Genomic DNA, 20,635 nt, shown 5'->3' with positions numbered 1-20,635 from the left:
GGCGAGTCCGCCGGCAGGCGGGCGAAGCCGGTGCGGATCCGCGAAGCGGATACGCGGACGTCCTTTCGCCCGCACCATGGATTGAAAGAGCTCCCAGCAATGGGAGCTCTTTTTGTTATGCACGATCTCCTTGGACGGGTATCCTAGTACCAACGTGTGCCTATCAGAGGAGAGACCATGCTGTTTTCCGGTATCATCGCCGCCCTTACCAGCCTTTTGATTCCCATCATCATCCTGTTGCTGCTGCTCCCCAACGCCTGTTATGTCGTTGAACAGCAGCACGCCGTAATCATCGAGCGCTTGGGTAAGTTCAACCGTATCGTCAACGCGGGCTTCCACGTGAAGGTGCCCGTGATCGACCGCAAGGCCGCCACGGTGAGCCTGCGCACCATGAAAAACGGTTTTGGCATCGACGTTAAGACCCAGGACAACGTGACCATCGGTCTTGAGGTCTCCGCTCAGTACCACGTGAGCTACGACATGGGCGCCGGCCCGGCAGATTCGGGCATCTACAAGAGCTACTACATGCTGCAGGAGCCCGTCGACCAGATGCGCGACTTCATCACCGACGCCCTGCGCTCCTCCATCCCCGTCTACACACTCGATGAGGTCTTTGCCAAGAAGGATGACATCGCCAAGGATGTCAACGCTACCGTTTCCGAGCAGATGGCCGCCTACGGCTTCACCCTCGTGTCGACGCTCATCACCAAAATCGCACTGCCGACCGAGGTTGAGAACTCCATGAACGACATCAACGCTGCCCAGCGCAAGCGCGCTGCCGCGCAGGAGCTCGCCGAGGCCGACCGCATCAAGCGCGTCACCGAGGCGACCGCCGAGGCCGAGGCTATGGAAAAGGCGGGCGAGGGCATCGCCAACCAGCGCAAGGCCATCGCGCTGGGTATCAAAGATTCGCTCGAGATCATCCAGGAGACGGGTGTCGGCAATGACGAGGCCAACCAACTGTTCATGTTTACGCAGTGGTCCGAGATGATGACGGAGTTCGCTCGCACGGGTAAAACCTCGACGGTCGTGCTGCCGAGCGACTTTTCGCAGTCGGCCTCGATGTTCGAGCAGATGCTGGCCGCCGGCAAAGTTCAAAACGATTCGAAGGAGTAGACGCGCGTGAAATACACCGTCGTTTGCGTTGGCAAGCTCAAAGAGCGCTTTTGGAAGGACGCGTGCGCTGAGTACACCAAGCGCCTAGGTGCCTATGCCAAGGTGGATATCCGCGAGGTGGCCGATATCGACCCGGCTAAGGCGGGCGGCGTGGATGCCGCGCGCGACAAGGAGGGGGCGGCGATTCTTGCCGCCTTGCCATCTCGAGCGCATGTGATCCTGCTGGCTATCGAGGGCAAGGAGCGCTCGAGCGAGGAGTTTTCGGCGAGGCTCGACGATCTTATGCTGCGAGGCGGCAGCGACATTGCCTTTGTAATCGGCGGTTCGGACGGCGTGAGCGATGACGTGCGCGCACGAGCCGACGAGATGCTCAGCTTTGGACGCATTACCTTGCCGCATAACCTGGCGCGTGTGGTGCTGCTAGAGCAGATTTACCGTGCCTGTAAGATCAGTCGTGGCGAGCCGTATCACAAATAGGTCGGCAATACGAAACAATGGCGTGGGACAATACCTTTCGTTTTGAGGAATGTGTCTGAAAGGACTATGCGATATGAAGATTGGATTTGTCGGTTTTGGCAATATGGCGAGCGCTATGGCCGATGGCTGGATCGCTGCCGGTGTAGCTGCGAGCGACATGTGCGCCTGCGCGGGTCGCTACGACGCACTGGTTGAGCGCTGCGAGGCGCGCGGCATGGTCGCCTGCCACGATGCCGCCGAGGTTGTCGCCGCATCCGATATCGTGGTCGCTGCGGTCAAACCGTACATGATCGAGAAGGTATTCGCCCCGCTCAAGGATGCTTTTGCCAAAAAGGTCGTTCTGTCGGTTGCCTGGACCTGGGACAGTGCCAAGTGGGAGCAGGTCCTGCCGGGCGTCGCGCATATCTCGACGGTGCCCAACACGCCGGTTTCGGTGGGCGAGGGCGTCATCGCCTGCGAGAAGGCTTCGACGCTTAACGACGAGCAGCGTGCTGTGGTGCTCGACCTGCTCGGTAAGCTTGGCGCTGTCGTCGAGCTCGACACAAGCCTGCTGTTTGTGGGCGGCACGGTGGGTGGTTGCGCTCCGGCGTTTGTCGCCATGGCAATCGAGGCCCTGGGCGATGCGGCGGTCAAGCACGGTATCCCGCGTGCGGATGCTTATCGCATTGTGAGCCAGATGGTGCTGGGTACGGCAAAGCTGCAGCTTGCAACTGGCCAGCATCCTGCGGCGATGAAGGATGCCGTATGCTCGCCCGGTGGTGCCACCATCAAGGGCGTCGTTGCGCTCGAGGACGCCGGCATGCGCAGCGCCCTGGTCAAGGCAATCGACGCAACCCTCCAGTAAAACCGACCAAAAACGGGACAGGTTTATGTTGGCAGGTTTTTCCTGCGGTTTTGTCCTTTTAGCGAAAAGTGCCCCGCAACTGGCTCAATTCCAGTTGCGGGGCACTTGCGTTTGCCCAGATAAAACCGACCAAAATAAACCTGTCCCTTTTTGGCAGGTTAGTCCCAGAAGCTGTCTTCTTCGTCCTCGGACTTGGGGCCGCGGTCGACATACATCTTATGGGTGCGCTTCTCCATTACAAAGGCAATAATCGCAAACAGCAGGATGCCGCCGGCGAAAAGGATGGCAAAACCGGTGCGGGTGCCAAACAAAAAGGAAAAAACTGCGTCCATTGGGTGCCTTCTTGCGTAGTTGAGTTGGGTCGTAAACGCTCATAAGTATATACTTGCCCATACATGTACAAGGTTGCAACCTAAATGGAATGTATATCGCCGGAGGATCTAATGCTTGATATCAAGTTTGTTCGCGAGAACCCCGATGCCATCGATGTCGCCATGGCTAACCGCCAGACGTCTTGGGATCGCGAGAAGTTCTTTGAGCTCGACGACGAGCGTCGTGCCGTCATCACCGAGGTCGAGGAACTTCAAGCCACGCGCAATGCCGAGTCCAAGAAGATCGGCGCCCTGATGAAGGAGGGCAAGAAGGACGAGGCTGAGGCCGCCAAAGAGGCCGTGCGCGCCGTCAACGAGAAAATTGACGGTCTGGCCGAGCGCCGCACCGCCCTCGAGCAGGAGCAGTACGACTTCATGGCTCACCTGCCCAACATTCCTTGCGAGGCCACGCCGTACGGCAAGGACGAGGACGAGAACATCGAACGCCGTCGTTGGGGCACCCCGCGCGAGTTCGACTTCGACTTTAAGCCGCACTGGGATCTGGGCACCGACCTCGATATCCTTGACTTCGAGCGCGGCAACAAGCTCTCCGGCAGCCGCTTCACCGTTCTCGGTGGCGCCGGCGCCCGTCTTGAGCGCGCCCTCATCAACTTCTTCCTCGATACGCACACCAGCCGTGGTTTTAAGGAGTGGTGGCCGCCCATCGTCGTCAAGCGTCAGACCATGTTCGGCACGGGCCAGCTGCCCAAGTTCGAGGACGACGCCTATCACGTCTCGGGCGACAACTTCCTGATCCCCACCGCCGAGGTCGTGCTCACCAACCTGCACGCCGGTGAGGTCCTCGACGCCGATACCCTGCCGCGCCGCTACACCGCCTTCACCCCCTGCTTCCGCGAGGAGGCCGGCTCCGCTGGTCGCGATACCCGCGGCATCATTCGCCAGCACGAGTTCGACAAGGTCGAGATGGTCAAGTTTGCCAAGCCGGAGGAGTCCGACAAGGAGCTCGAGAGCATGACCGCCGAGGCCGAGTTCCTGCTGCAGCAGCTGGGTCTTCCGTATCGCGTGATTAGCCTGTGCACCGGCGACCTGGGCTTCTCTGCCCGTCAGACCTACGACGTCGAGGTCTGGCTGCCGAGCTACAACGCCTACAAGGAGATCAGCTCCTGCTCCAACTGCGGTGACTTCCAGGCCCGTCGCGCCAACATCAAGTATCGCGACCCCGAGAACTTCAAGGGTTCGCGCTATCTGCACACCCTCAACGGTTCCGGTCTGCCGGCTGGCCGTACCATGGCAGCCATTCTGGAGAACTACCAGAACGCTGACGGCACCATCACGATCCCCGAGGTTCTGCGTCCCTACATGGGCGGCCTCGAGAAGATCGAGCCGGTCGCGTAGATTGGCTGCATAAGCGATTTGCTAGGGCACTCCTTTTTGGGGTGCCCTTTTTGTGTGCGGCCATACCATGCTGTGCGGACAGCTCAATAGAAAACACACGAACAACTGTTCTGTATACAGCCATCTACCTGCTATGCTTTTGCTAAATAAGAGCGAGAGAAAGGGGACGCGATGGAGCTGTTTGATGATCGGGTGGTTTTGTTTGAGAGCGACGAGGGCGGGGAGTACCTGCTTGTGACGTGTGAGCCGTCTGGCATGGGTGGCCTGGTGGTTCGACAGACGAGCGAGGGTCCGTTGACCCAATGGTGCTACGAGGAGTCGCCGCATGTGGTTGAGACGTTTGTGGCGCACGAGGGGCTTGTGGCCCTGGAGCATTTCTATGGGGTCCGGACATCTAACCAGGTTGCTCGCATGTTGAGTATCTCGTTTGCCGATTATGATTGTGCCCAGCGGGTGAGATCGCTCCTCAGGGAACTTGATGCTAAGTTTGACGTGATCGAAAAGCCAATCGATCGTACGGGGAACGACGGTATATGCGGAGCAGCATGACAAAACTGCGTTCCAAAAAAAGTTTGAGATTGTGCTTGACTCCAATAAGCTAAAGTGGTTTTATATGTTTTGCGCTGCGGCGTTACCTCAGCTGGATAGAGGGTCTGACTACGAATCAGAACGTCATAGGTTCGAATCCTATACGCCGCACCAATTGAAATTGAAAGCCTCCGGCAACGGGGGCTTTTCTTTTATGCCGCCACCGCATGGATTCGAACCTCGGTCGAGGCGCGAGCGTGAAGCGGACGCGGAGCGTCCGTAGCGAGCGGGCGAGCACGCCGGCAGGCGGGCGAAGCCGGCGCGGATCCGCGGAGCGGATGCGCGGAATCCTATACGCCGCACCAACTGAACTTTAAAGCCTCCGGCAACGGGGGCTTTTCTTTTATGGCAACACCGCATGGATTCGAACCTCGGTCGAGGCACGAACAACTTAATTATCACTCCGTAAAATTTTTTCTAATTGTCGCTTGACCCATCGGGGGCTCGCGTGCATAATAATCCGTGCGTTGCGGCGTTACCTCAGCTGGATAGAGGGTCTGACTACGAATCAGAACGTCATAGGTTCGAATCCTATACGCCGCACCAATTGACTTTAAAGCTCCCGGCGACGGGGCTTTTCTTATATCGCGATGCGTCGAAGATCGCGCCAAGCCCTCCAAATGATTAAAAATCAAATTCGATAACTTTTTTTGAAAAAATGCTTGACCATTATTCAGTCCCTGTGCATAATAATCAACAAGTTGCGGCGTTACCTCAGCTGGATAGAGGGTCTGACTACGAATCAGAACGTCATAGGTTCGAATCCTATACGCCGCACCATTTGAGATTAAAGCTCCCGGCAACGGTGGCTTTTCTTTTACGTAAACACCGCATTGATTCGAACCTCGGTCGAGGCGCGGGCGTAAAGAAAACGCGGAGCGTTTTTAGCCCGCGGGCGAGCACGCCGGCAGGCGGGCGAAGCCGGTGCGGATCCGCGCAGCGGATGCGCGGAATCCTATACGCCGCACCATTTGAGATTAAAGCTCCCGGCAACGGGGGCTTTTCTTTTACGCCAGCTTGAGTGCTTTCGTCCAAAGGGACGATTTCCTGTCGACTCGTGTAAGATTCCGAGTAGATGTCGCGACTTATTCGCGACCGCTCCTTCTCAAGCGACCGATCAGGGTGATATTTCGTGGCAGAGCGTCCGACATACAAGCTCAGGTTTCTCGATCCCAAGAAGCGCTTTCCGGCGATGTCCGAGCAGCCTGCGGGACGCTCATATGGCGTGGTCTGGAAACTCTTTGGCGAGGATCAGCATGAATCTTGTTATGTCGTCGAATTCGTTGGCAAAAGCCATGTGTCGCTTTTGGGCTACGTAAGCGTTTCGGGTGAGGTGTACAAGGTGGACCGCCCCGTTAGCGAGGCTCCGCTGCCCAACGATCCCGACATGGAACTGGTCCTTGACGAGTCGGACTCCGGTATTGGTGAGATTATGGTGAGGGGAGCAAACGGCACGATGCGCGCGTGCGCGCGAACCGTCGGCTCTCCCGAAGGCCCCATGCGCGAACAGTCCGATCACGAGACATGGAATTCGACCCGCTCCCTTCCTTACGGTGAGTTCATGGCATCGATGTTCCTGCGCTACGTGATATTCGCTGACTCCGAAAATACCATTGCGAGCACGGCGGACGCCGACGGACTCGACGAGGGTATGCAAAACGTTGTCGACAAGATCAAGCTCGTAAAGTTGCCCGAGCCGGTCGAGGTGTTTTTGGGCTTTAACACGGCACCGCTCCCTGACGCTATCGAGACGCTGCTCTACCGCGTTGACCATGCCGAGAATCCGAGCGGTATCGAGCGCTATGCCGCCGCCCTTATGAGTGAAATTGACTTGCCCCGCTTGCGCACCATCGCCGCTAAGTCCGAGATGAGCCTGGCTCGCATCGATCGCTCAAAGCTTTTCTATCTCAATTTTGATCGCAGCCTGCTGGACCAGGACGAGATTGACATGCTGCTTGCCATCGAGTGCCGTCTTAACCGTCTCTCCGGCATCCTTGAGCACATCGGGGCCGGATTGGTCCCTGCGGCATCCTCGCCGAGCCTTGAGGGCTGCGCGCTCTTTGATGCGTGGCATATCGCCAAGACGACCAACGATGTTCCCCGACTGCTCGATACGGCCTCGAGCGATAACCCGTGGGGCAAACCGGGTACGGTGGCTTGCCAGCCGGGCGGTGAGTGGGATGTGCGTACCCGCTTCGCGCGTATTGTCGAGGCACTTAACGTGGTCACGCGGCTCGACTATACCTATCGGGCAAACGTTGCCGAGGGGATCATGCTCGTTCGGTTTGGGCAGTCTGTCGTTGATGCCATGCCGCAACGTGAATACGACGCTCAAGATGACGCCTGGCGCGAGTTGGACGAGGACGCGCGTGCGATCTGGGCCGCGGAGCACGATGCGCGCGTGGCACTCACGCTTGCAGCAGCGTGTTTTGCCGCGGGCACCTGCATCACGCGCTGCTATGTGCAGATTGCTGCTCCCGGCAGTGAGCAGGGCGAGCGCGTTGTCGCAACGTATTTCTTTGGGCGCGCGGCCTATCTGGCCGATTGCGTGCCTGTCGTCAAGGATCTTGAGAGCATGGACATGGACGATATGCCGTGCAAGCGTGTACTTGAGGCGTATGAGTCAACCGCTCCGGAGACGATTGAGCCTGCGGAGGTTCATGCTCGTCCGCGTGATGACCATCGCACGCTGCCGCCGGCGCTGCGCGATCTGCTGCTTGCCGATACGGCTGACGAGTTGGAGGTCATGGAAGAGGACGACGACCCATACGTGGCCCGTGTTGTTGAATTGCGCGAGCAGGCAAAAGTCGACCGTACAGGTGCTTTTGAAGGCTTTTCCCGTCTTGTCGAGGAGTTGGAGGCTAAGTGCGCCGTCGCCGAGCTTTTGGCGACAGGTCCGGTTCAAACGCAGTTTTGCGATAACCAGCTGGTGCGCATGGTGCTACCGGTGTTGGAAGAAGACCGCTCTGTGCGAATCCTTCGTGCGCCCGATGCGCTGTACTTTGCCCAGCACGAGATCTGCAGTTTTTACGCCGAGCAAGAGGACTTTGAACGAGCACTGCCCGAGGTGCGCCATCTTTACGATCTGGCGCGCTCGTCCATGCAGTCGCACTTTGCGCTCATCAACGTGCTCGCGCGTCTGGAGCGCTTTGACGAGATTATCGAGGTGGCGCGCCACGGCCTACGTATTGCCAGCGATCGTTCTGCAATCGGCTACCTGTTCTATCGCTTGGCGTTTGCCTATTGGAATTGCGATCAGCTCGACCTGGCGCTGGCTTGTTACCGTCTGGTGCCGCGCGGCGAGGAGTCGGGCAGCAGCGCGCTGGAAGAAATGCAGGGCCTTATGAACGAGATGGGTGTCAGCGAGCCTCCGACGTTCGAGGAAGCGGTCGAGACCATCCGCAGGGCTGGACTCGAATTGCCGCCCGTGCCCGCGGTGGCCAACCAGCTTGCGGATGCCGCCGTGCAGCTGGTCGATAACGGCTTCTTTTTCCTGGCGCGCGGTTGCATCTTCCAAATGTGGCGTACCATGGGCAACGACGAGCTCGGCTCCCTCAACCGCTCGCTGGGGTAGGGGCGAAAACTGCAAGGAGGAAAGGCCGCCGGGCAATTAGAAAATTCCCTCTTGCCCAACTTCGACTGTTTGGTTACTATAGAACGGCTGTTACGGAGAGCTGACCGAGAGGCCGAAGGTGCTCGCCTGCTAAGCGAGTATGCCCCAAAAGGGCATCTGGGGTTCGAATCCCCAGCTCTCCGCCAGTATGACTTGAAAGAAGGGTCCCATTTGGGGCCCTTTTTTGTGCGGAGAAAGGAGGCTGGGGATTCGAACCCTCAAAAAAAGAGGCATCCTTTCGGACGCCTCCTTTCAGTGGACTTATTATTCTTGCGCCCTACACCTCGGGCGCCTTGGCGACGGTCTCGCTTTCTGCCGTGAGTGGGCGGTTGTCGATGCGACGGCCCAAGCGATCGAGCTTCACGAGTAGCCATTCAATGGGATTCGGCCCTGCGCCTTCCTCGTCGGCAACTAGGTCCATGACGGCGATCTTGGTGCCGTCCTGCTTGAGCGTGACGCTGCCCACCTTGTCGCCCACATGCACCGTGCCCGAAAGATCGTCGTAGCTAACCTTTTCGGTCACCTCGCCGGCAAGGGAAAACACGGTCGCTTGCGCCGTAGGATCGGCGAGTGTGGCGTCGATCGTCTTATCCGTCCAGTCGGTTTGGCCAATGCGCGCCATAAGCGGGTTGCCGTTGGCGGTCTTTTCCTGTGTGTTGGCGATTGCGACCGTCACCTTGTGACCGTAGTACCAATTGGCAAGGGTTGCGGTATCGGTAAAGCGCTGGTCGGTGGTGGTGGAGTTCAAAACGACGGTGTAGATCTCGTCGCCGTCGCGGTTGTAGGCGCTCGTAAAGCAATAGCCCGCGTCGTCGGTGGTGCCGGTCTTGCCACCGATGTTGCCATCTTGGCCCAGCAAATAGTTATGCGTGTCCATGGAATGCGAATGGTCGGTGCCGTCGGCGCCCGTGACCTCGATCCAGGAATCCTCGCTCGCTACGACCTCGCGGATCGTGTCGTTTTTCATGGCCTCCTGCATCATCAGCGCTACGTCGTGTGCGGTTGAGTGCATATCGCCAGCCCACTCATCAAAGTCCAGACCATGCGGGTTTTCAAAAAGCGTACCGGTGCAGCCGAGCTTCTTAGCGCGCTCGTTCATGGCCTTCACAAAGGTTGCCTCGGCGTCTTTGGTCTTAGGGTCGATCTTCTTGCCCACATATTCGGCGAGCACGATGGCGGCGTCGTTGCCCGAGGGAATCATCAGGCCGCGCAGTGCCTGCTCCACGGTAAGCTCGTCACCTTCGAGCAAGCCGGCGGTCGAATTACCCACGGTGGCTGCGGCGTTGCTCACCGTGACCTTCTCGTCCATCTTGCAATTCTCGACGGTTAGGATTGCGGTCATGACCTTGGTGATCGAGGCGATTTTGACCTGCTCATCGGCGCCGCGCCCGTAGTAGACGGTGCCGTCTTTGCCCATGACGAGCGCATTGGTCGCATCGATATCGGGCAGATTATCGGCCGTGATGCCGCGCGCATCGGCGGTTTTGCCGCAGACATTGTCGGTCGTGAGCACTTGGGCGCCGGCGACGGTGGGCACGCCAGCGGCAAGGGCGATAGCGCAGACAAAGCCGGCGGCAAGCTGGGCTGAGCGCTTTGCAAAAGAGGTGAGGGACTTCACAGATTTCGCTTTCGACGGGATGGTCTCTTCTGGAACTAGAGTATATCGTTTGCCGGTGTCGGCAATCATCGCGTGCGTGCGTGGCCCACATCCGCGCCCGAACGGGCACAAGGGTGCTTAAGGCCGACTTAATCACCCACGCTTGTTGTGTGTGGCATGCGCCCCCTCGGGCATAATGGAGCGCGAGAGGAGCACGCATGAACGAGCACATTTTGGTAGTTGATGACGAGAAGGCCATCGCCGACCTAGTTGGCATCTACCTTACAAAAGAAGGCTTTGACGTACAGGTCGCCTATAGCGGGGCCGATGCTGCCAAGGCAATCTTGGAGCAAGAGTTCGATCTGGCGCTGCTGGATGTCATGCTGCCCGATATCGATGGCTTTGAGCTGTTGCGTACGATCCGTTCCAGCCATACCTATCCCGTGATCATGCTGACGGCGCGCGATGCCCAGCAAGACAAGATCGAGGGCCTTTCGCTTGGCGCAGACGATTATGTGGTCAAGCCGTTCCGTCCGCTGGAGCTCATTGCACGCGTTCATGCTCAGCTTCGTCGTTATACCAGCTACGGCAGCCGCGCACAGGCGGCCGAGTCGCCGATCATCCAGCTCGACGGCCTCGAGATCAACCGCGACGCCCGCTCTGTGACGGTGGACGGTGCGCCGGTGCGCCTTACGCCCATCGAGTATTCCATCTTGCTGTATCTGGTCGAGCATCGTGGTAGCGTGGTGCCCGTGGAGGACCTGTTCCGCGCGGTGTGGAACGAGGACTTTATGCCCGGCTCCAACAATACGGTTATGGTGCACATTCGCCATCTGCGCGAAAAGATCGGCGACGATGCCCAGAAGCCGCGCTTTATCAAAAACGTCTGGGGCGTCGGCTACATAATCGAATAACGCCTTTGATGGTGGGGGAGTAGATATGACAAAAGACGATAGGCGGGCATTCGAGGTACCCGATCGACTCTTTGAATACGTAAGGGCGGTCGTTGACAACCGTGCGTTAGCGACGGTGCTGCTCTTTTTGCTGAGTCTGCTGCTCATCGGCATTGACAATATCGTTGGCATCCTGGCAGTTCTACTCATTGGCTTTTTGCTGATTGATCGATTCGAAATCGTTCGCCGCTGTGTGGTGATCGGCGGCGCCGCGTGGACAATTACGTTGGCGATCGGGTCCATGGCGCTTGGCGGTATTGGCGAGCCCGTATTCTTTGACGCCGGCTTTGTGTTCAACATGCTTGGATTTGTGCTGGCGCTTGCCGTGTGCGTCCTGTTCTTCTGCGGACGCGCCCTGTACTACCAGGGTTACGAGCAGGGCGAGCTGCACGCCGACCGCGTGATTGCCGCCCGCATTCAGGACCGTCTGATCGATAACCCCGACACATGGGACAACATTGACGGCGACTTCCTCGAGGTCGAGGGCGCGCTCAACCGGGCGCGCGATTGCGAGCGTAGGGTTCAACAAGCCCTGCGTGACGAATCCCACCGCAAAGATGACCTGGTGACGTACCTGGCGCACGACCTGCGCACGCCGCTCGCCAGCGTGGTGGGCTACCTTTCGCTCTTGCAGGAGGCCCCCGATTTGCCGCTTGAGCAGCGCACGCGTTTTACGGGCGTGGCGCTCGACAAGGCGCACCGGCTCGATGCGCTCATCGAAGAGTTCTTCGATATCACGCGCTTTGACTTCCACGATATCGTGCTCACGCGCGGCTATGTTGATCTGGGGTTGCTGCTGGCTCAGGTGGCTGACGAGTTCTATCCCATCCTCAACGAGCAGCATAAGGAAGCCCAAGTTGATATTCGCGAGGACCTGACGGTGCTCGTGGATGGCGACAAGATGGCCCGCGTGTTCAACAACATCATGAAAAACGCCGTCGCCTATAGCTATGAGGGTTCGACTATCACGATTGAGGCCAGGCGCCAAGACGATGGCGGCGTGCGCGTGCGCTTTATCAATCAGGGCGATCCTATCCCTGCGGCTAAGCTCAAGGTGATCTTTGAGAAGTTCTATCGCCTGGATGCGGCGCGTGCGACCAATCGCGGTGGTGCCGGTTTGGGCCTTGCTATTGCCAAGGAGATCATCGCGGCACACGGCGGTACCGTTGCATGTGAATCGACGCCCGAACACACGATATTCACCATCGGGCTGCCCGCCGCATAGCTAGCGTGCCCTTACAAACACTTGACAATGTGCTCACGTGCGTATGAGCCGCGATTCCTACTATCGATACTGCTGAATTGATATCGATATGGAGGTGTGCGGTATGAAGGCTGCTGCGGCTGTGGAGCCCACGGAGCTTGAAGAACTCATGGAAGCGCAGGCCGAGGCCGCGCATGAGCGCGAGGTTGGGGATGCGACTCGCCCCACGGCAGAGGATCTTGCCGCCTCGCCGACGCGCATCGATGTCGAGGGCCTCGACCTGTTCTATGGCGACCACCATGCGCTCAAGGACGTGAATATCAAGATCCGCGACAAGCAGATCACCTCGTTCATCGGGCCTTCGGGCTGCGGAAAGTCCACGTTGCTGCGCTGCTTTAACCGCATGAACGACGGCATCAAGGATTGCCGCATCGAGGGCAAGATCGCGCTCGATGGTCAAGATATCCTGGGCGATTACGACATCTGCCGTTTGCGCCAGCGCGTGGGCATGGTGTTCCAGCGCCCCAACCCGTTTCCCATGAGCATCTACGACAACGTCGCCTACGGTCCGCGCGGTATGGGTGTGCGCGACCGCGTCATGCTCGATGAGCTGGTCGAGGACTCCCTTCGTCGCGCTGCGCTATGGGATGAGGTCAAGGACAAGCTCATGGAGTCGGGCCTGGGTCTTTCGGGTGGACAGCAGCAGCGCCTGTGCATCGCCCGCGCACTTGCCGTGCAGCCCGACATTCTGCTGATGGACGAGCCGACCTCGGCACTCGACCCTGTGTCGACGTTGGTGGTGGAGCAGCTGGCCTGCGAGCTCAAGGAGACCTGCACGCTGGTGGTCGTGACGCACAACATGCAGCAGGCCGCGCGTATTTCCGATTCGGTTGCGTTCTTTTTGCTGGGTGAGCTGGTGGAGCACGCGCCCACCGCGCAACTCTTCAAGAATCCGTCCGATCCGCGCACCGCGGATTATTTGACGGGGCGTTTTGGCTGACGCTGTCTTTTGCAGGTGCCTTTAGGGTTAAGATGCGGTCATATCGGCCGCAAAGGGGTTCAACATGATCTATTACGTCGAGGACGATGACAACATCAGGGATTTGACAGTCTACGCGCTGCGCAAGCAGGGAATCGAGGCCGAGGGCTTTTCGTGCGATGGCGAGTTTAAAGCTGCCGTGGCGCGACGGGTGCCCGATGCTGTGCTGCTCGATATCATGCTGCCCGACACCGATGGCTTGGCGATTATGCGTCGCCTGCGTGCCGATCGCCTGACGGCGACGGTGCCCATCATGATGCTTACCGCCAAGGACACCGAACTCGACAAGGTGATGGCGCTCGATGGCGGTGCCGACGATTACCTGACTAAGCCGTTTTCGCTCATGGAGCTTGCGAGCCGTTGCCGCGCACTGCTGCGTCGCGGCGGCATGGTCAAGCAGGCGAGCGATGTGCTCAGCGTGGGCGATATCGTACTTTCGCCCAGCCACCGCGAAGTGACTGTTGCCGGTGAACCGCTCAAGCTCACGCTGCGCGAATTCGACCTGCTCGAGTACCTCATGCGCAAACCTGGCGTGGTCTTTACCCGCGAGTCGCTGCTGCAGAGCGTATGGGGCTGGGACTTCGACGGCGGTTCGCGCACCGTCGACGTACATGTGCAGACGCTCCGCCAAAAGCTCGGCGAGCATGCGAGCGCCATAGAGACCGTGCGCGGCGTGGGCTATCGTCTGGCCGAGCCTTCGGCCGGTGATGGTGCCGAAGGTGACGACACCGCGTCCACTGCATCGGAGGAGTAACCCGTGGTCTTCGCCCCCCAGGGAAAACAAACGTTGTCGCACCGCGTTTTTGTGACGATCTTTGTTTGCGCCATGGCGGTTATCGTGGCGTTTACGGTGCTGGGTGCGTTCTTTGTGCAAAACACCTTGGCGGATGCCACGAGTGCCAATCTGGCGCAGGAAACCGAGCTCATTGCTGCCGCCCTCGACGAGCAGCAGGAGCCCATCCCGTTCTTGCGTAGCCTCGATCGCGAGGACTTACGCATCACGCTGATTAACAAGGATGGATCGGTTGCCTACGACAACGAGGCGTCGCCTTCCGCACTGCCCAACCATGGTGATCGCCCCGAGGTCATCGAGGCCTTTGAGAGTGGTTTGGGTTCCGCGGAGCGCGCAAGCTCTACGCTCGACGAGATTATGCTGTATCGCGCCGTCACCCTTGATAACGGCCAGGTCGTTCGCTTGGCGCAGGCCCAGCCTGGCGTTGCGGCGATTTTGCTGTCGATGCTGGCGCCGATGCTGCTTATCGCAGCAGCGGGTGCAGTACTCTCGTTTTTTATGGCGCGCCGTGAGTCCCGTGCCATCATCGCGCCGTTACAAGAGGTGGATTTGGATCACCCACGCCGTAGCTATGAGCACGCCTATGCCGAGATGGTTCCCATGCTTGAGCGCATCGAGTCGCAGCGCCAGGAACTCAAGCGCCAAATGGCGGTGCTAGCGGACAACGACCGTATGCGCCGCGAGTTCACGGCGAATATCACCCATGAGCTCAAGACGCCGCTTACGGCGATTTCGGGCTATGCCGAGCTCATCGCAAATGGCATGGTCGAGGGCGAGGACGACCTGCGCAACTTTGGCGGTCGCATCTATCGTGAGGCGGGCCGCTTGGCAGCGCTTGTCAACGACATCCTTACGCTGTCTAACTTGGACGAGGCCGAACGTGCGACTGAAGGCGAGACAGTGCCCATTGGTTCCACGGAGCCTATTGAGCTCTCGCGTGCGATCTACGCGGTTGAGCAGCGTCTTGAACAGGTCGCCCGTCAAGCGAATGTGACGATAAGTCATGAGACCAAGCCTGTGGTCATCGAAGGCGTGTCGCGCTTGATCGACGAGCTCATCTATAATCTGGCAAGCAACGCCATCCGCTACAATCGACCCGGCGGTACGGTTACGTTGCAGTGCGGCACCAACGACGAAGACCATCCGTTCCTCGCTGTCGCCGACACGGGAATCGGTATCGCGCCTGAAGAACAGGGCAAGGTATTTGAGCGGTTCTATCGCGTGGACAAGAGTAGGTCCAAGGCACGCGGCGGAACCGGCCTGGGGCTTGCCATTGTCAAGCATGCGGCCCTGTATCATCACGCCACGCTCGATCTGTCGAGTGAGTTGGGCGTGGGAACCACCATTACGGTGACGTTTCCCATACAGCAGGACGAGCCATTCGCATAGCGATACAACATAGATATTGATGTAGACGCCGCATTTGACTTTCGGGTGCGGCGTTGTTGCGCAATTTTACGATTGCTTCCGACATTTTTACAGGAGAGCCTGTTTCTTATGTATAGAGTTTGGTCTCGGTAAAAAGATGCGATAACATACGGACAGTTTTGTCAATCCGAACTGGGGAAATGAAAGGCAAGCTGCATGACCCTTCTCGAACTGTTCCAGCTGCTGAAGAAGCACCTCAAGCTGGTCATCACCCTTCCGGTGGTCTGCGCGATCGCCATGGGCATCGTGTCCTTCGTTGCGATGGACAACACCTATACCGCGACGACGAGCATGTACATTCTCGCCAAGACCGACGATAGCGGTCAGATGAGCTACAACGATCTCTCGGCGAGCCAGATGCTTTCCAACGATATCGCCACGCTGCTGGATAGCGATAGCGTTAAGAGCGGCGCCGCCAAAGAACTGGGCCTTACCGATCTGGATGACTACAAGGTGTCTGTTTCCTCCGAGACCACCACGCGTGTCATTACGCTTTCGGTTACCGGCACCGATGCCAAGGAGACGGCTGAGGTCGCAAAGGCCATTGCCAGCTCGGTGAGTACGGTCGCTCAGAACGTCGGCGCTGCCCAGAGCATCAACGTTATCGACGAGGCTAAGACCCCCGAAGCCCCCAGCGGCCCCAAGCGCACGCTGTATATTGCCGTCGCGTTCCTCGCCGGTATCTTTATCGCAGTTGCCTATGTCGTTTTGGCAGACATGCTCAATACCCGCATCCGCGGTGCCGAAGAGGCAGAAGAGCTCCTGGGTATTCCCGTTGTTGGCCGAATTCCGGCTATGAAAGGTGGTAAATAGGCATGGCTAAGGCAAAGAACACCGATAAGCTCGTTGTGCAGAATGCCGCCAAGACCCTTCTGGCCAACATCCGCTTTGCGAGCGTGGATGACCCCATTCGCACCATCACCGTTACCTCCTCGATTCCCAACGAGGGCAAGTCTACGGTTTCCATTAACCTTGCTCAGGCAATCGCCACGAGCGGCAAGAGTGTCCTGCTGGTCGAGGCTGATATGCGTCGCAGGTCCCTTGCCGATATGCTCGGCGTCCGCTCCCGCGGCGGACTCTATGCAGTCCTGTCCGAGCAGGTTTCTATCGACCAGGCGATTGTCGAGACGGGTCAGAAGAACTTCTACTTCCTCGATGCCGAGCCGCACATTCCCAATCCTGCCGACATCATCGTCTCCCATCGCTTTGCCAAGCTGGTAAAGGCACTGTCCGCCAAGTTCCAGTACGTCATCTTCGATGCTCCCCCGGTCGGCACCTTCATCGATGCTGCCGAGATTGCCAGCCTGACCGACGGCGCGCTGTTCGTGGTGCGCGAGAACTTTACCAAGCGCGAAGAGGCGCTCAACGCCATCGGTCAGCTTAAGAAGTCCGAGAAGGTCAAGCTCATCGGTACCGTCATGAATTACTGTGAGACCGAGACCAGCGAGTACTACTATTCTTACTACACCAAGGACGGTAAGAAGGTTAAGAAGGGCTCCGACAATCAGGGGACTTCCAAAAAGGGCATCTTCACCAACCGAGCAAACGTTTAGTTGATTAAGGCTGACCTATGCGTGACATTCATTGCCATATCTTGCCGGGTGTAGACGACGGCGCCGCCGATCTCGATGAGAGCTTGGCGATGCTCGAGGCTGCCAAGCGGGCCGGTGTAACCAGAATCGTTTGCACTCCTCACTGCCGTGATCCCTATTTTGATTACGACAAGATGTGGGATGCCTTTGAGCTGCTGCGTGATAACGCTGACGGTTTTCCGCTCCAGATGGGCTTCGAGGTCAACCATCGAAAGCTCGTTGAGCTTGGTATCGATGCCGCGGAGCACCTGCATTTCGATGGGACCAACGAGTTTCTGCTCGAGCTTTCGACGCATGCCGATGCGTATGCGTTTAGAGAGTACGAGAACACGATTTACGATTTGCAGTGCCGTGGCTACCAGGTGATCATCGCTCATCCTGAGCGCTATCGTGCGGTTCAAAAGGATGTAAGCGTGGCGGAGCGCCTGGTCGATATGGGCTGCAAGCTGCAAGCTTCGGCGGACTTTATTGCCGGCGGTCGCTTTGGTCGCGAGAAAAAGCCGGCACAGCGCCTGTTCGATCAGAACCTGTACAGCTTCATCGCGAGCGATGCCCATAACGTGGGTCATTACGATTGCCTGGCGAAGGCTCGCGCGAAGTTTAGCGTGCGCGGAGCTCATTTTCGCTAAAATCTGTCCCTAACGTTCGCATTGAATGAAAGGGCAGCATGGATATCCAACTTAAGACGGGATGCTTTGATGACGCGGCGTTGGTGCGCCGCGTCGTTTTTATGGACGAGCAGGGCTACGAGAATGAGTTCGACGCTATCGACGAGGATCCGAACTGCATTCATGTGACGCTCTATGTAGACGGCGAGCTTGCCGGTTGCTCGCGCGTGTTTCCCGAAGAGCTTGAGCGCGCGGCTGACGCAGGGGCTCCGGTGTCGCCGGCGTGCGACTTGGACGAAGGCGTCGCGGCGGGGGAGACCTACATTATGGGGCGCGTGGCTGTGCTGCCGAGCATGCGCCGTCGCGGTCTGGCGAGCAAGATTGTCGAGGCCAGTGATACGTGCGCGCGTGATGCCGGCGCCAAGCTCATTAAGCTGCATGCGCAGGAATACGTGCTGCCGCTCTATGCCAAGGCGGGCTACACGCAGATTGCCCCGGTGGACTACGAAGACGAGGGCCAGCCCCATGCTTGGATGGCCAAGCGCGTAGATGGCAGATAGGGACGTTCCTTTCCTGCCGGCAGTCGGGGACACTCCTTGGCAATTGGCGTATCAGAGCGTTTGGACATACAGTTTTTCGATTCCGTATGTATATATGCGCGCTAATGGGTTATAAAATCTAAGTCTGGACATAGCAGGTCTGCGATGCGGCTCGGGCAACCGGGCCGTTTTTGCGGACGGGGGTAGCGCGAAAGGACTGCACATGCGTCAATTTAAGACCGAGAGCAAAAAACTGCTCGACCTCATGATCAACTCCATCTACACCAATAAGGAAATCTTCCTGCGCGAGCTTATCTCTAATGCGAGTGACGCCGTCGACAAGCTCAACTTTATGAGCCTGCAGGACCCGAGTGTCAAGCTCGACCAGGGCGACCTGGCTATTCGCGTCTCTTTTGATAAAGACGCCCGCACCATTACCATCTCGGATAACGGCATTGGCATGACCGCCGAGGAGCTCGAGCGCAATCTGGGCACCATCGCCCATTCCGGCTCCGAGGAGTTTAAGACCGAGAACGCCGAGCAACAGGGCTCCGATGTCGACATCATCGGCCAGTTTGGCGTGGGCTTCTACTCCGCCTTTATGGTCGCCAGCCACGTGAAGGTCGTCAGCCGCGCTTATGGCGAGGACACCGCCCACGTTTGGGAGTCCGACGGTCTTGAGGGCTACACCATCGAGGATGGCGAGCGTGCTGAGCACGGTACCGATGTCATCCTGACGCTGCGCGAGAACGAGAAGCTCGACGCCGACGGCGAGGCCGAGACCTACGATCGCTTCCTGACCGAGTGGGGCCTCAAGAGCCTGATTCAGCAGTACAGCAACTATGTGCGCTACCCGATTCAGATGATGGTGAGCAAGAGCCGCCAGAAACCCAAGCCCGAGGACGCCGGCGACGACTACAAGCCCGAGTACGAGGACTATCAGGAGCTCGAGACCATCAACTCCATGACGCCGATTTGGAAAAAGCGCAGCTCCGACGTTGAGCAGAAGGATTACAACGAGTTCTACAAGTCCACGTTCCACGACTTTGACGATCCCGCGCGCACTATCAGCTTCCATGCCGAGGGTACGCTTGAGTACGATGCGCTGCTGTTTGTGCCGGGCCGCGCCCCGTTCGATCTGTACAGCAAGGACTACGAGAAGGGCCTGGCGCTCTACAGCTCCAACGTGCTGATTATGGAGAAGTGCGACGACCTGCTGCCCGACTACTACAACTTTGTCCGCGGCGTCGTGGATTCTGCCGACGTGTCGCTCAACATCTCGCGTGAGACGCTGCAGCAGAACCGTCAGCTCAAGGCCATCGCCAAGCGCGTGGAGAAGAAGATTACCGCCGATCTTGAGGATATGCGCGACAACGACCGCGAGGCCTACGAGAAGTTCTTTGAGAACTTTGGCCGCGGTCTTAAGTACGGCATCTACTCGAGCTATGGCATGAAGGCCGATGAGCTCGCCGACCTGCTACTGTTCTGGTCTGCCAAGGAGCAGAAGATGATTACCCTGGCCGAGTATGCCAAGGGCATGCCCGGGGATCAGAAGGCCATCTACTACGCCGCCGGCGACTCGCGTGAGCGCTTGGCCAAGATGCCCGTGGTAAAGGGTGTGCTCGACCGCGGCTATGACGTGCTGTTGCTGACGCAGGATGTGGATGAGTTCACGTTCCAGGCTATGCGTGAGTACGTTGCCGCCGATATGCCTAAGATCTACGAGGACGACGCCGCCCGCGAGGCTGCCGAGAAGGCCGTTGCCGACGGTGCCGAGCCCGAGGTCGAGGATCGTCACCTGGAGCTCAAGAACGTCGCGACTGGCGATCTTGATCTGGCGACCGAGGACGAGAAGAAGGAGGCCGAGGACGCCACCAAGGAAAACGAGGACCTCTTTAGCGCTATGAGGGAGGCGCTCGGTGACAAGGTCGAGAAAGTTGCCGTCTCCGCGCGCCTGACCGATGCCCCCGCTTGCATCACCACCGAGGGTCCGCTTTCGCTCGAGATGGAGAAGGTGCTCCAGAAGGGACCCGAGGGCGCGCCCGACGGCATGCCCAAGAGCCAGCGCGTGCTCGAGCTCAACGCCAAGCACCCGGTCTTTGACAAGCTTGTCGCTGCCCAGAAGGCAGGTGACGCCGACAAGATCAAGCAGTACTCCGGCCTGCTCTACGATCAGGCCCTGCTGGTCGAGGGTATCCTCCCCGAGGACCCCGTTGCCTTCGCGGCGGCTGTCTGCGAGCTGATGTAGTTAAGTAGTTACGCCTTTGGTTCCGCCGTTCTAACGAACGGCAGACCGGTCGACGCTGCAAACGCCCCTAAGCGGCAATCTGACGTTCAATCGTCGATCGCGTACCGAAGTACGCTTCCCTCCTCTTTCACGTCACCTTGCTCGCTTAGGGGCGTTTTCGCTGACTTATGCTCAACCGGCGACGCTTTCGTGGCCCTAAGTAGTCATCGGGGACGTTCTTGTTTGACTAGTCGTTTAAGAACGTCCATTACAGTCGAAATTGTCAGCCC

The 20,635-nt window shown here is 58.5% G+C and carries 18 protein-coding genes and 4 tRNA genes; 20 read left to right on the top strand and 2 right to left on the bottom strand.

The annotated features are described in order from the left end of the window. Nucleotides 1–177 precede the first annotated feature (177 nt). The 3 genes from DXD56_RS07745 to proC all read left to right on the top strand — a co-directional run bounded on the left by DXD56_RS07745 (nucleotide 178) and on the right by proC (nucleotide 2,437). Nucleotides 178–1,116: an SPFH domain-containing protein gene (locus DXD56_RS07745; RefSeq protein ID WP_055250521.1), complete on the top strand. Its 939-nt coding sequence runs from the start codon at nucleotides 178–180 to the stop codon at nucleotides 1,114–1,116. Between the two features lie 6 nt (nucleotides 1,117–1,122). Next, complete coding sequence (gene rlmH / locus DXD56_RS07740; protein WP_117637379.1) at nucleotides 1,123–1,593, top strand: 23S rRNA (pseudouridine(1915)-N(3))-methyltransferase RlmH; 471 nt, start codon at nucleotides 1,123–1,125, stop codon at nucleotides 1,591–1,593. A 73-nt stretch (nucleotides 1,594–1,666) separates the two neighbouring features. Next, nucleotides 1,667–2,437 carry a pyrroline-5-carboxylate reductase gene (gene proC, locus DXD56_RS07735; RefSeq protein ID WP_117637378.1) on the top strand — a complete coding sequence of 257 codons (771 nt, stop codon included), beginning with the start codon at nucleotides 1,667–1,669 and terminating at the stop codon, nucleotides 2,435–2,437. A 158-nt stretch (nucleotides 2,438–2,595) separates the two neighbouring features. On the opposite strand, the gene DXD56_RS10105 is transcribed toward proC, so the two are convergent. Further along, on the bottom strand, nucleotides 2,596–2,769 hold the full coding sequence (locus DXD56_RS10105) for a DUF6724 family protein (protein ID WP_168170424.1): 174 nt from the start codon (nucleotides 2,767–2,769) through the stop codon (nucleotides 2,596–2,598). Between the two features lie 111 nt (nucleotides 2,770–2,880). Here DXD56_RS10105 and serS point away from each other — a divergent pair, with 111 nt between their 5' ends. The 7 genes from serS to DXD56_RS07700 all read left to right on the top strand — a co-directional run bounded on the left by serS (nucleotide 2,881) and on the right by DXD56_RS07700 (nucleotide 8,511). Then, complete coding sequence (gene serS / locus DXD56_RS07730) at nucleotides 2,881–4,164, top strand: serine--tRNA ligase (RefSeq protein WP_117563693.1); 1,284 nt, start codon at nucleotides 2,881–2,883, stop codon at nucleotides 4,162–4,164. Nucleotides 4,165–4,335: 171 nt separating this feature from the next. Further along, nucleotides 4,336–4,713, top strand: coding sequence for a hypothetical protein (locus DXD56_RS07725; RefSeq protein WP_117583806.1), 378 nt, complete (start codon nucleotides 4,336–4,338; stop codon nucleotides 4,711–4,713). A 76-nt stretch (nucleotides 4,714–4,789) separates the two neighbouring features. Further along, a tRNA-Arg gene (locus tag DXD56_RS07720) sits at nucleotides 4,790–4,866 on the top strand. Nucleotides 4,867–5,221: 355 nt separating this feature from the next. Beyond that, nucleotides 5,222–5,298: transfer RNA gene (locus DXD56_RS07715), tRNA-Arg, on the top strand. A gap of 157 nt (nucleotides 5,299–5,455) precedes the next feature. Further along, nucleotides 5,456–5,532 (top strand) — tRNA-Arg (locus tag DXD56_RS07710). A gap of 352 nt (nucleotides 5,533–5,884) precedes the next feature. After that, nucleotides 5,885–8,326: a lipopolysaccharide assembly protein LapB gene (locus DXD56_RS07705; RefSeq protein WP_117640788.1), complete on the top strand. Its 2,442-nt coding sequence runs from the start codon at nucleotides 5,885–5,887 to the stop codon at nucleotides 8,324–8,326. A gap of 94 nt (nucleotides 8,327–8,420) precedes the next feature. Beyond that, nucleotides 8,421–8,511 (top strand) — tRNA-Ser (locus DXD56_RS07700). A gap of 131 nt (nucleotides 8,512–8,642) precedes the next feature. Here DXD56_RS07700 and DXD56_RS07695 read toward each other — a convergent pair. Further along, nucleotides 8,643–9,983 (bottom strand): D-alanyl-D-alanine carboxypeptidase family protein, encoded by a 1,341-nt coding sequence (locus DXD56_RS07695; RefSeq protein WP_158549379.1) that lies wholly within the window; start codon nucleotides 9,981–9,983, stop codon nucleotides 8,643–8,645. A gap of 197 nt (nucleotides 9,984–10,180) precedes the next feature. On the opposite strand from DXD56_RS07695, the gene DXD56_RS07690 reads away from it, so the two are divergent. The 10 genes from DXD56_RS07690 to htpG all read left to right on the top strand — a co-directional run bounded on the left by DXD56_RS07690 (nucleotide 10,181) and on the right by htpG (nucleotide 20,366). After that, nucleotides 10,181–10,876, top strand: a complete 696-nt coding sequence (locus DXD56_RS07690; protein ID WP_117583803.1) for a response regulator transcription factor — start codon at nucleotides 10,181–10,183, stop codon at nucleotides 10,874–10,876. 25 nt (nucleotides 10,877–10,901) lie between these two features. Further along, nucleotides 10,902–12,140 (top strand): sensor histidine kinase KdpD, encoded by a 1,239-nt coding sequence (locus DXD56_RS07685; RefSeq protein WP_117583802.1) that lies wholly within the window; start codon nucleotides 10,902–10,904, stop codon nucleotides 12,138–12,140. Between the two features lie 103 nt (nucleotides 12,141–12,243). Then, nucleotides 12,244–13,119, top strand: coding sequence for a phosphate ABC transporter ATP-binding protein PstB (gene pstB, locus DXD56_RS07680; protein ID WP_199407866.1), 876 nt, complete (start codon nucleotides 12,244–12,246; stop codon nucleotides 13,117–13,119). Between the two features lie 64 nt (nucleotides 13,120–13,183). After that, complete coding sequence (locus tag DXD56_RS07675) at nucleotides 13,184–13,912, top strand: response regulator transcription factor (RefSeq protein WP_055250507.1); 729 nt, start codon at nucleotides 13,184–13,186, stop codon at nucleotides 13,910–13,912. Nucleotides 13,913–13,915: 3 nt separating this feature from the next. Beyond that, the gene (locus DXD56_RS07670) at nucleotides 13,916–15,340 is read left to right on the top strand and encodes a cell wall metabolism sensor histidine kinase WalK (RefSeq protein ID WP_117563687.1); all 1,425 of its coding nucleotides are present in this window, start codon (nucleotides 13,916–13,918) and stop codon (nucleotides 15,338–15,340) included. Nucleotides 15,341–15,535: 195 nt separating this feature from the next. After that, nucleotides 15,536–16,192, top strand: coding sequence for a YveK family protein (locus DXD56_RS07665; RefSeq protein ID WP_055250503.1), 657 nt, complete (start codon nucleotides 15,536–15,538; stop codon nucleotides 16,190–16,192). Between the two features lie 2 nt (nucleotides 16,193–16,194). Then, nucleotides 16,195–16,932: a CpsD/CapB family tyrosine-protein kinase gene (locus DXD56_RS07660; RefSeq protein WP_117583801.1), complete on the top strand. Its 738-nt coding sequence runs from the start codon at nucleotides 16,195–16,197 to the stop codon at nucleotides 16,930–16,932. Nucleotides 16,933–16,949: 17 nt separating this feature from the next. Further along, complete coding sequence (locus DXD56_RS07655; protein ID WP_022094060.1) at nucleotides 16,950–17,600, top strand: tyrosine-protein phosphatase; 651 nt, start codon at nucleotides 16,950–16,952, stop codon at nucleotides 17,598–17,600. Nucleotides 17,601–17,638: 38 nt separating this feature from the next. Further along, complete coding sequence (locus tag DXD56_RS07650) at nucleotides 17,639–18,139, top strand: GNAT family N-acetyltransferase (RefSeq protein ID WP_117563685.1); 501 nt, start codon at nucleotides 17,639–17,641, stop codon at nucleotides 18,137–18,139. Nucleotides 18,140–18,341: 202 nt separating this feature from the next. After that, on the top strand, nucleotides 18,342–20,366 hold the full coding sequence (gene htpG, locus DXD56_RS07645) for a molecular chaperone HtpG (RefSeq protein WP_117640787.1): 2,025 nt from the start codon (nucleotides 18,342–18,344) through the stop codon (nucleotides 20,364–20,366). Nucleotides 20,367–20,635: the final 269 nt, after the last annotated feature.

The sequence above is a fragment of the Collinsella sp. TM06-3 genome, from assembly GCF_003436395.1.
Lineage (GTDB): Bacteria > Actinomycetota > Coriobacteriia > Coriobacteriales > Coriobacteriaceae > Collinsella.
The sequence above is the reverse complement of the archived record's forward strand: the minus strand, read 5'-3'. Positions and strand labels throughout refer to the sequence as shown.

Excerpts from the sequence above, each read along its gene's own strand:
- proC (WP_117637378.1), top strand. The coding sequence starts at position 1,667 with ATGAAGATTGGATTTGTCGGTTTTGGCAATATGGCGAGCGCTATGGCC.
- DXD56_RS07685 (WP_117583802.1), top strand. The coding sequence starts at position 10,902 with ATGACAAAAGACGATAGGCGGGCATTCGAGGTACCCGATCGACTCTTT.
- pstB (WP_199407866.1), top strand. The coding sequence starts at position 12,244 with ATGAAGGCTGCTGCGGCTGTGGAGCCCACGGAGCTTGAAGAACTCATG.
- DXD56_RS07650 (WP_117563685.1), top strand. The coding sequence starts at position 17,639 with ATGGATATCCAACTTAAGACGGGATGCTTTGATGACGCGGCGTTGGTG.
- DXD56_RS07745 (WP_055250521.1), top strand. The coding sequence starts at position 178 with ATGCTGTTTTCCGGTATCATCGCCGCCCTTACCAGCCTTTTGATTCCC.
- DXD56_RS07675 (WP_055250507.1), top strand. The coding sequence starts at position 13,184 with ATGATCTATTACGTCGAGGACGATGACAACATCAGGGATTTGACAGTC.
- DXD56_RS07690 (WP_117583803.1), top strand. The coding sequence starts at position 10,181 with ATGAACGAGCACATTTTGGTAGTTGATGACGAGAAGGCCATCGCCGAC.
- DXD56_RS07665 (WP_055250503.1), top strand. The coding sequence starts at position 15,536 with ATGACCCTTCTCGAACTGTTCCAGCTGCTGAAGAAGCACCTCAAGCTG.
- DXD56_RS10105 (WP_168170424.1), bottom strand. The coding sequence starts at position 2,769 with ATGGACGCAGTTTTTTCCTTTTTGTTTGGCACCCGCACCGGTTTTGCC.
- DXD56_RS07660 (WP_117583801.1), top strand. The coding sequence starts at position 16,195 with ATGGCTAAGGCAAAGAACACCGATAAGCTCGTTGTGCAGAATGCCGCC.
- DXD56_RS07725 (WP_117583806.1), top strand. The coding sequence starts at position 4,336 with ATGGAGCTGTTTGATGATCGGGTGGTTTTGTTTGAGAGCGACGAGGGC.
- serS (WP_117563693.1), top strand. The coding sequence starts at position 2,881 with ATGCTTGATATCAAGTTTGTTCGCGAGAACCCCGATGCCATCGATGTC.
- DXD56_RS07655 (WP_022094060.1), top strand. The coding sequence starts at position 16,950 with ATGCGTGACATTCATTGCCATATCTTGCCGGGTGTAGACGACGGCGCC.
- htpG (WP_117640787.1), top strand. The coding sequence starts at position 18,342 with ATGCGTCAATTTAAGACCGAGAGCAAAAAACTGCTCGACCTCATGATC.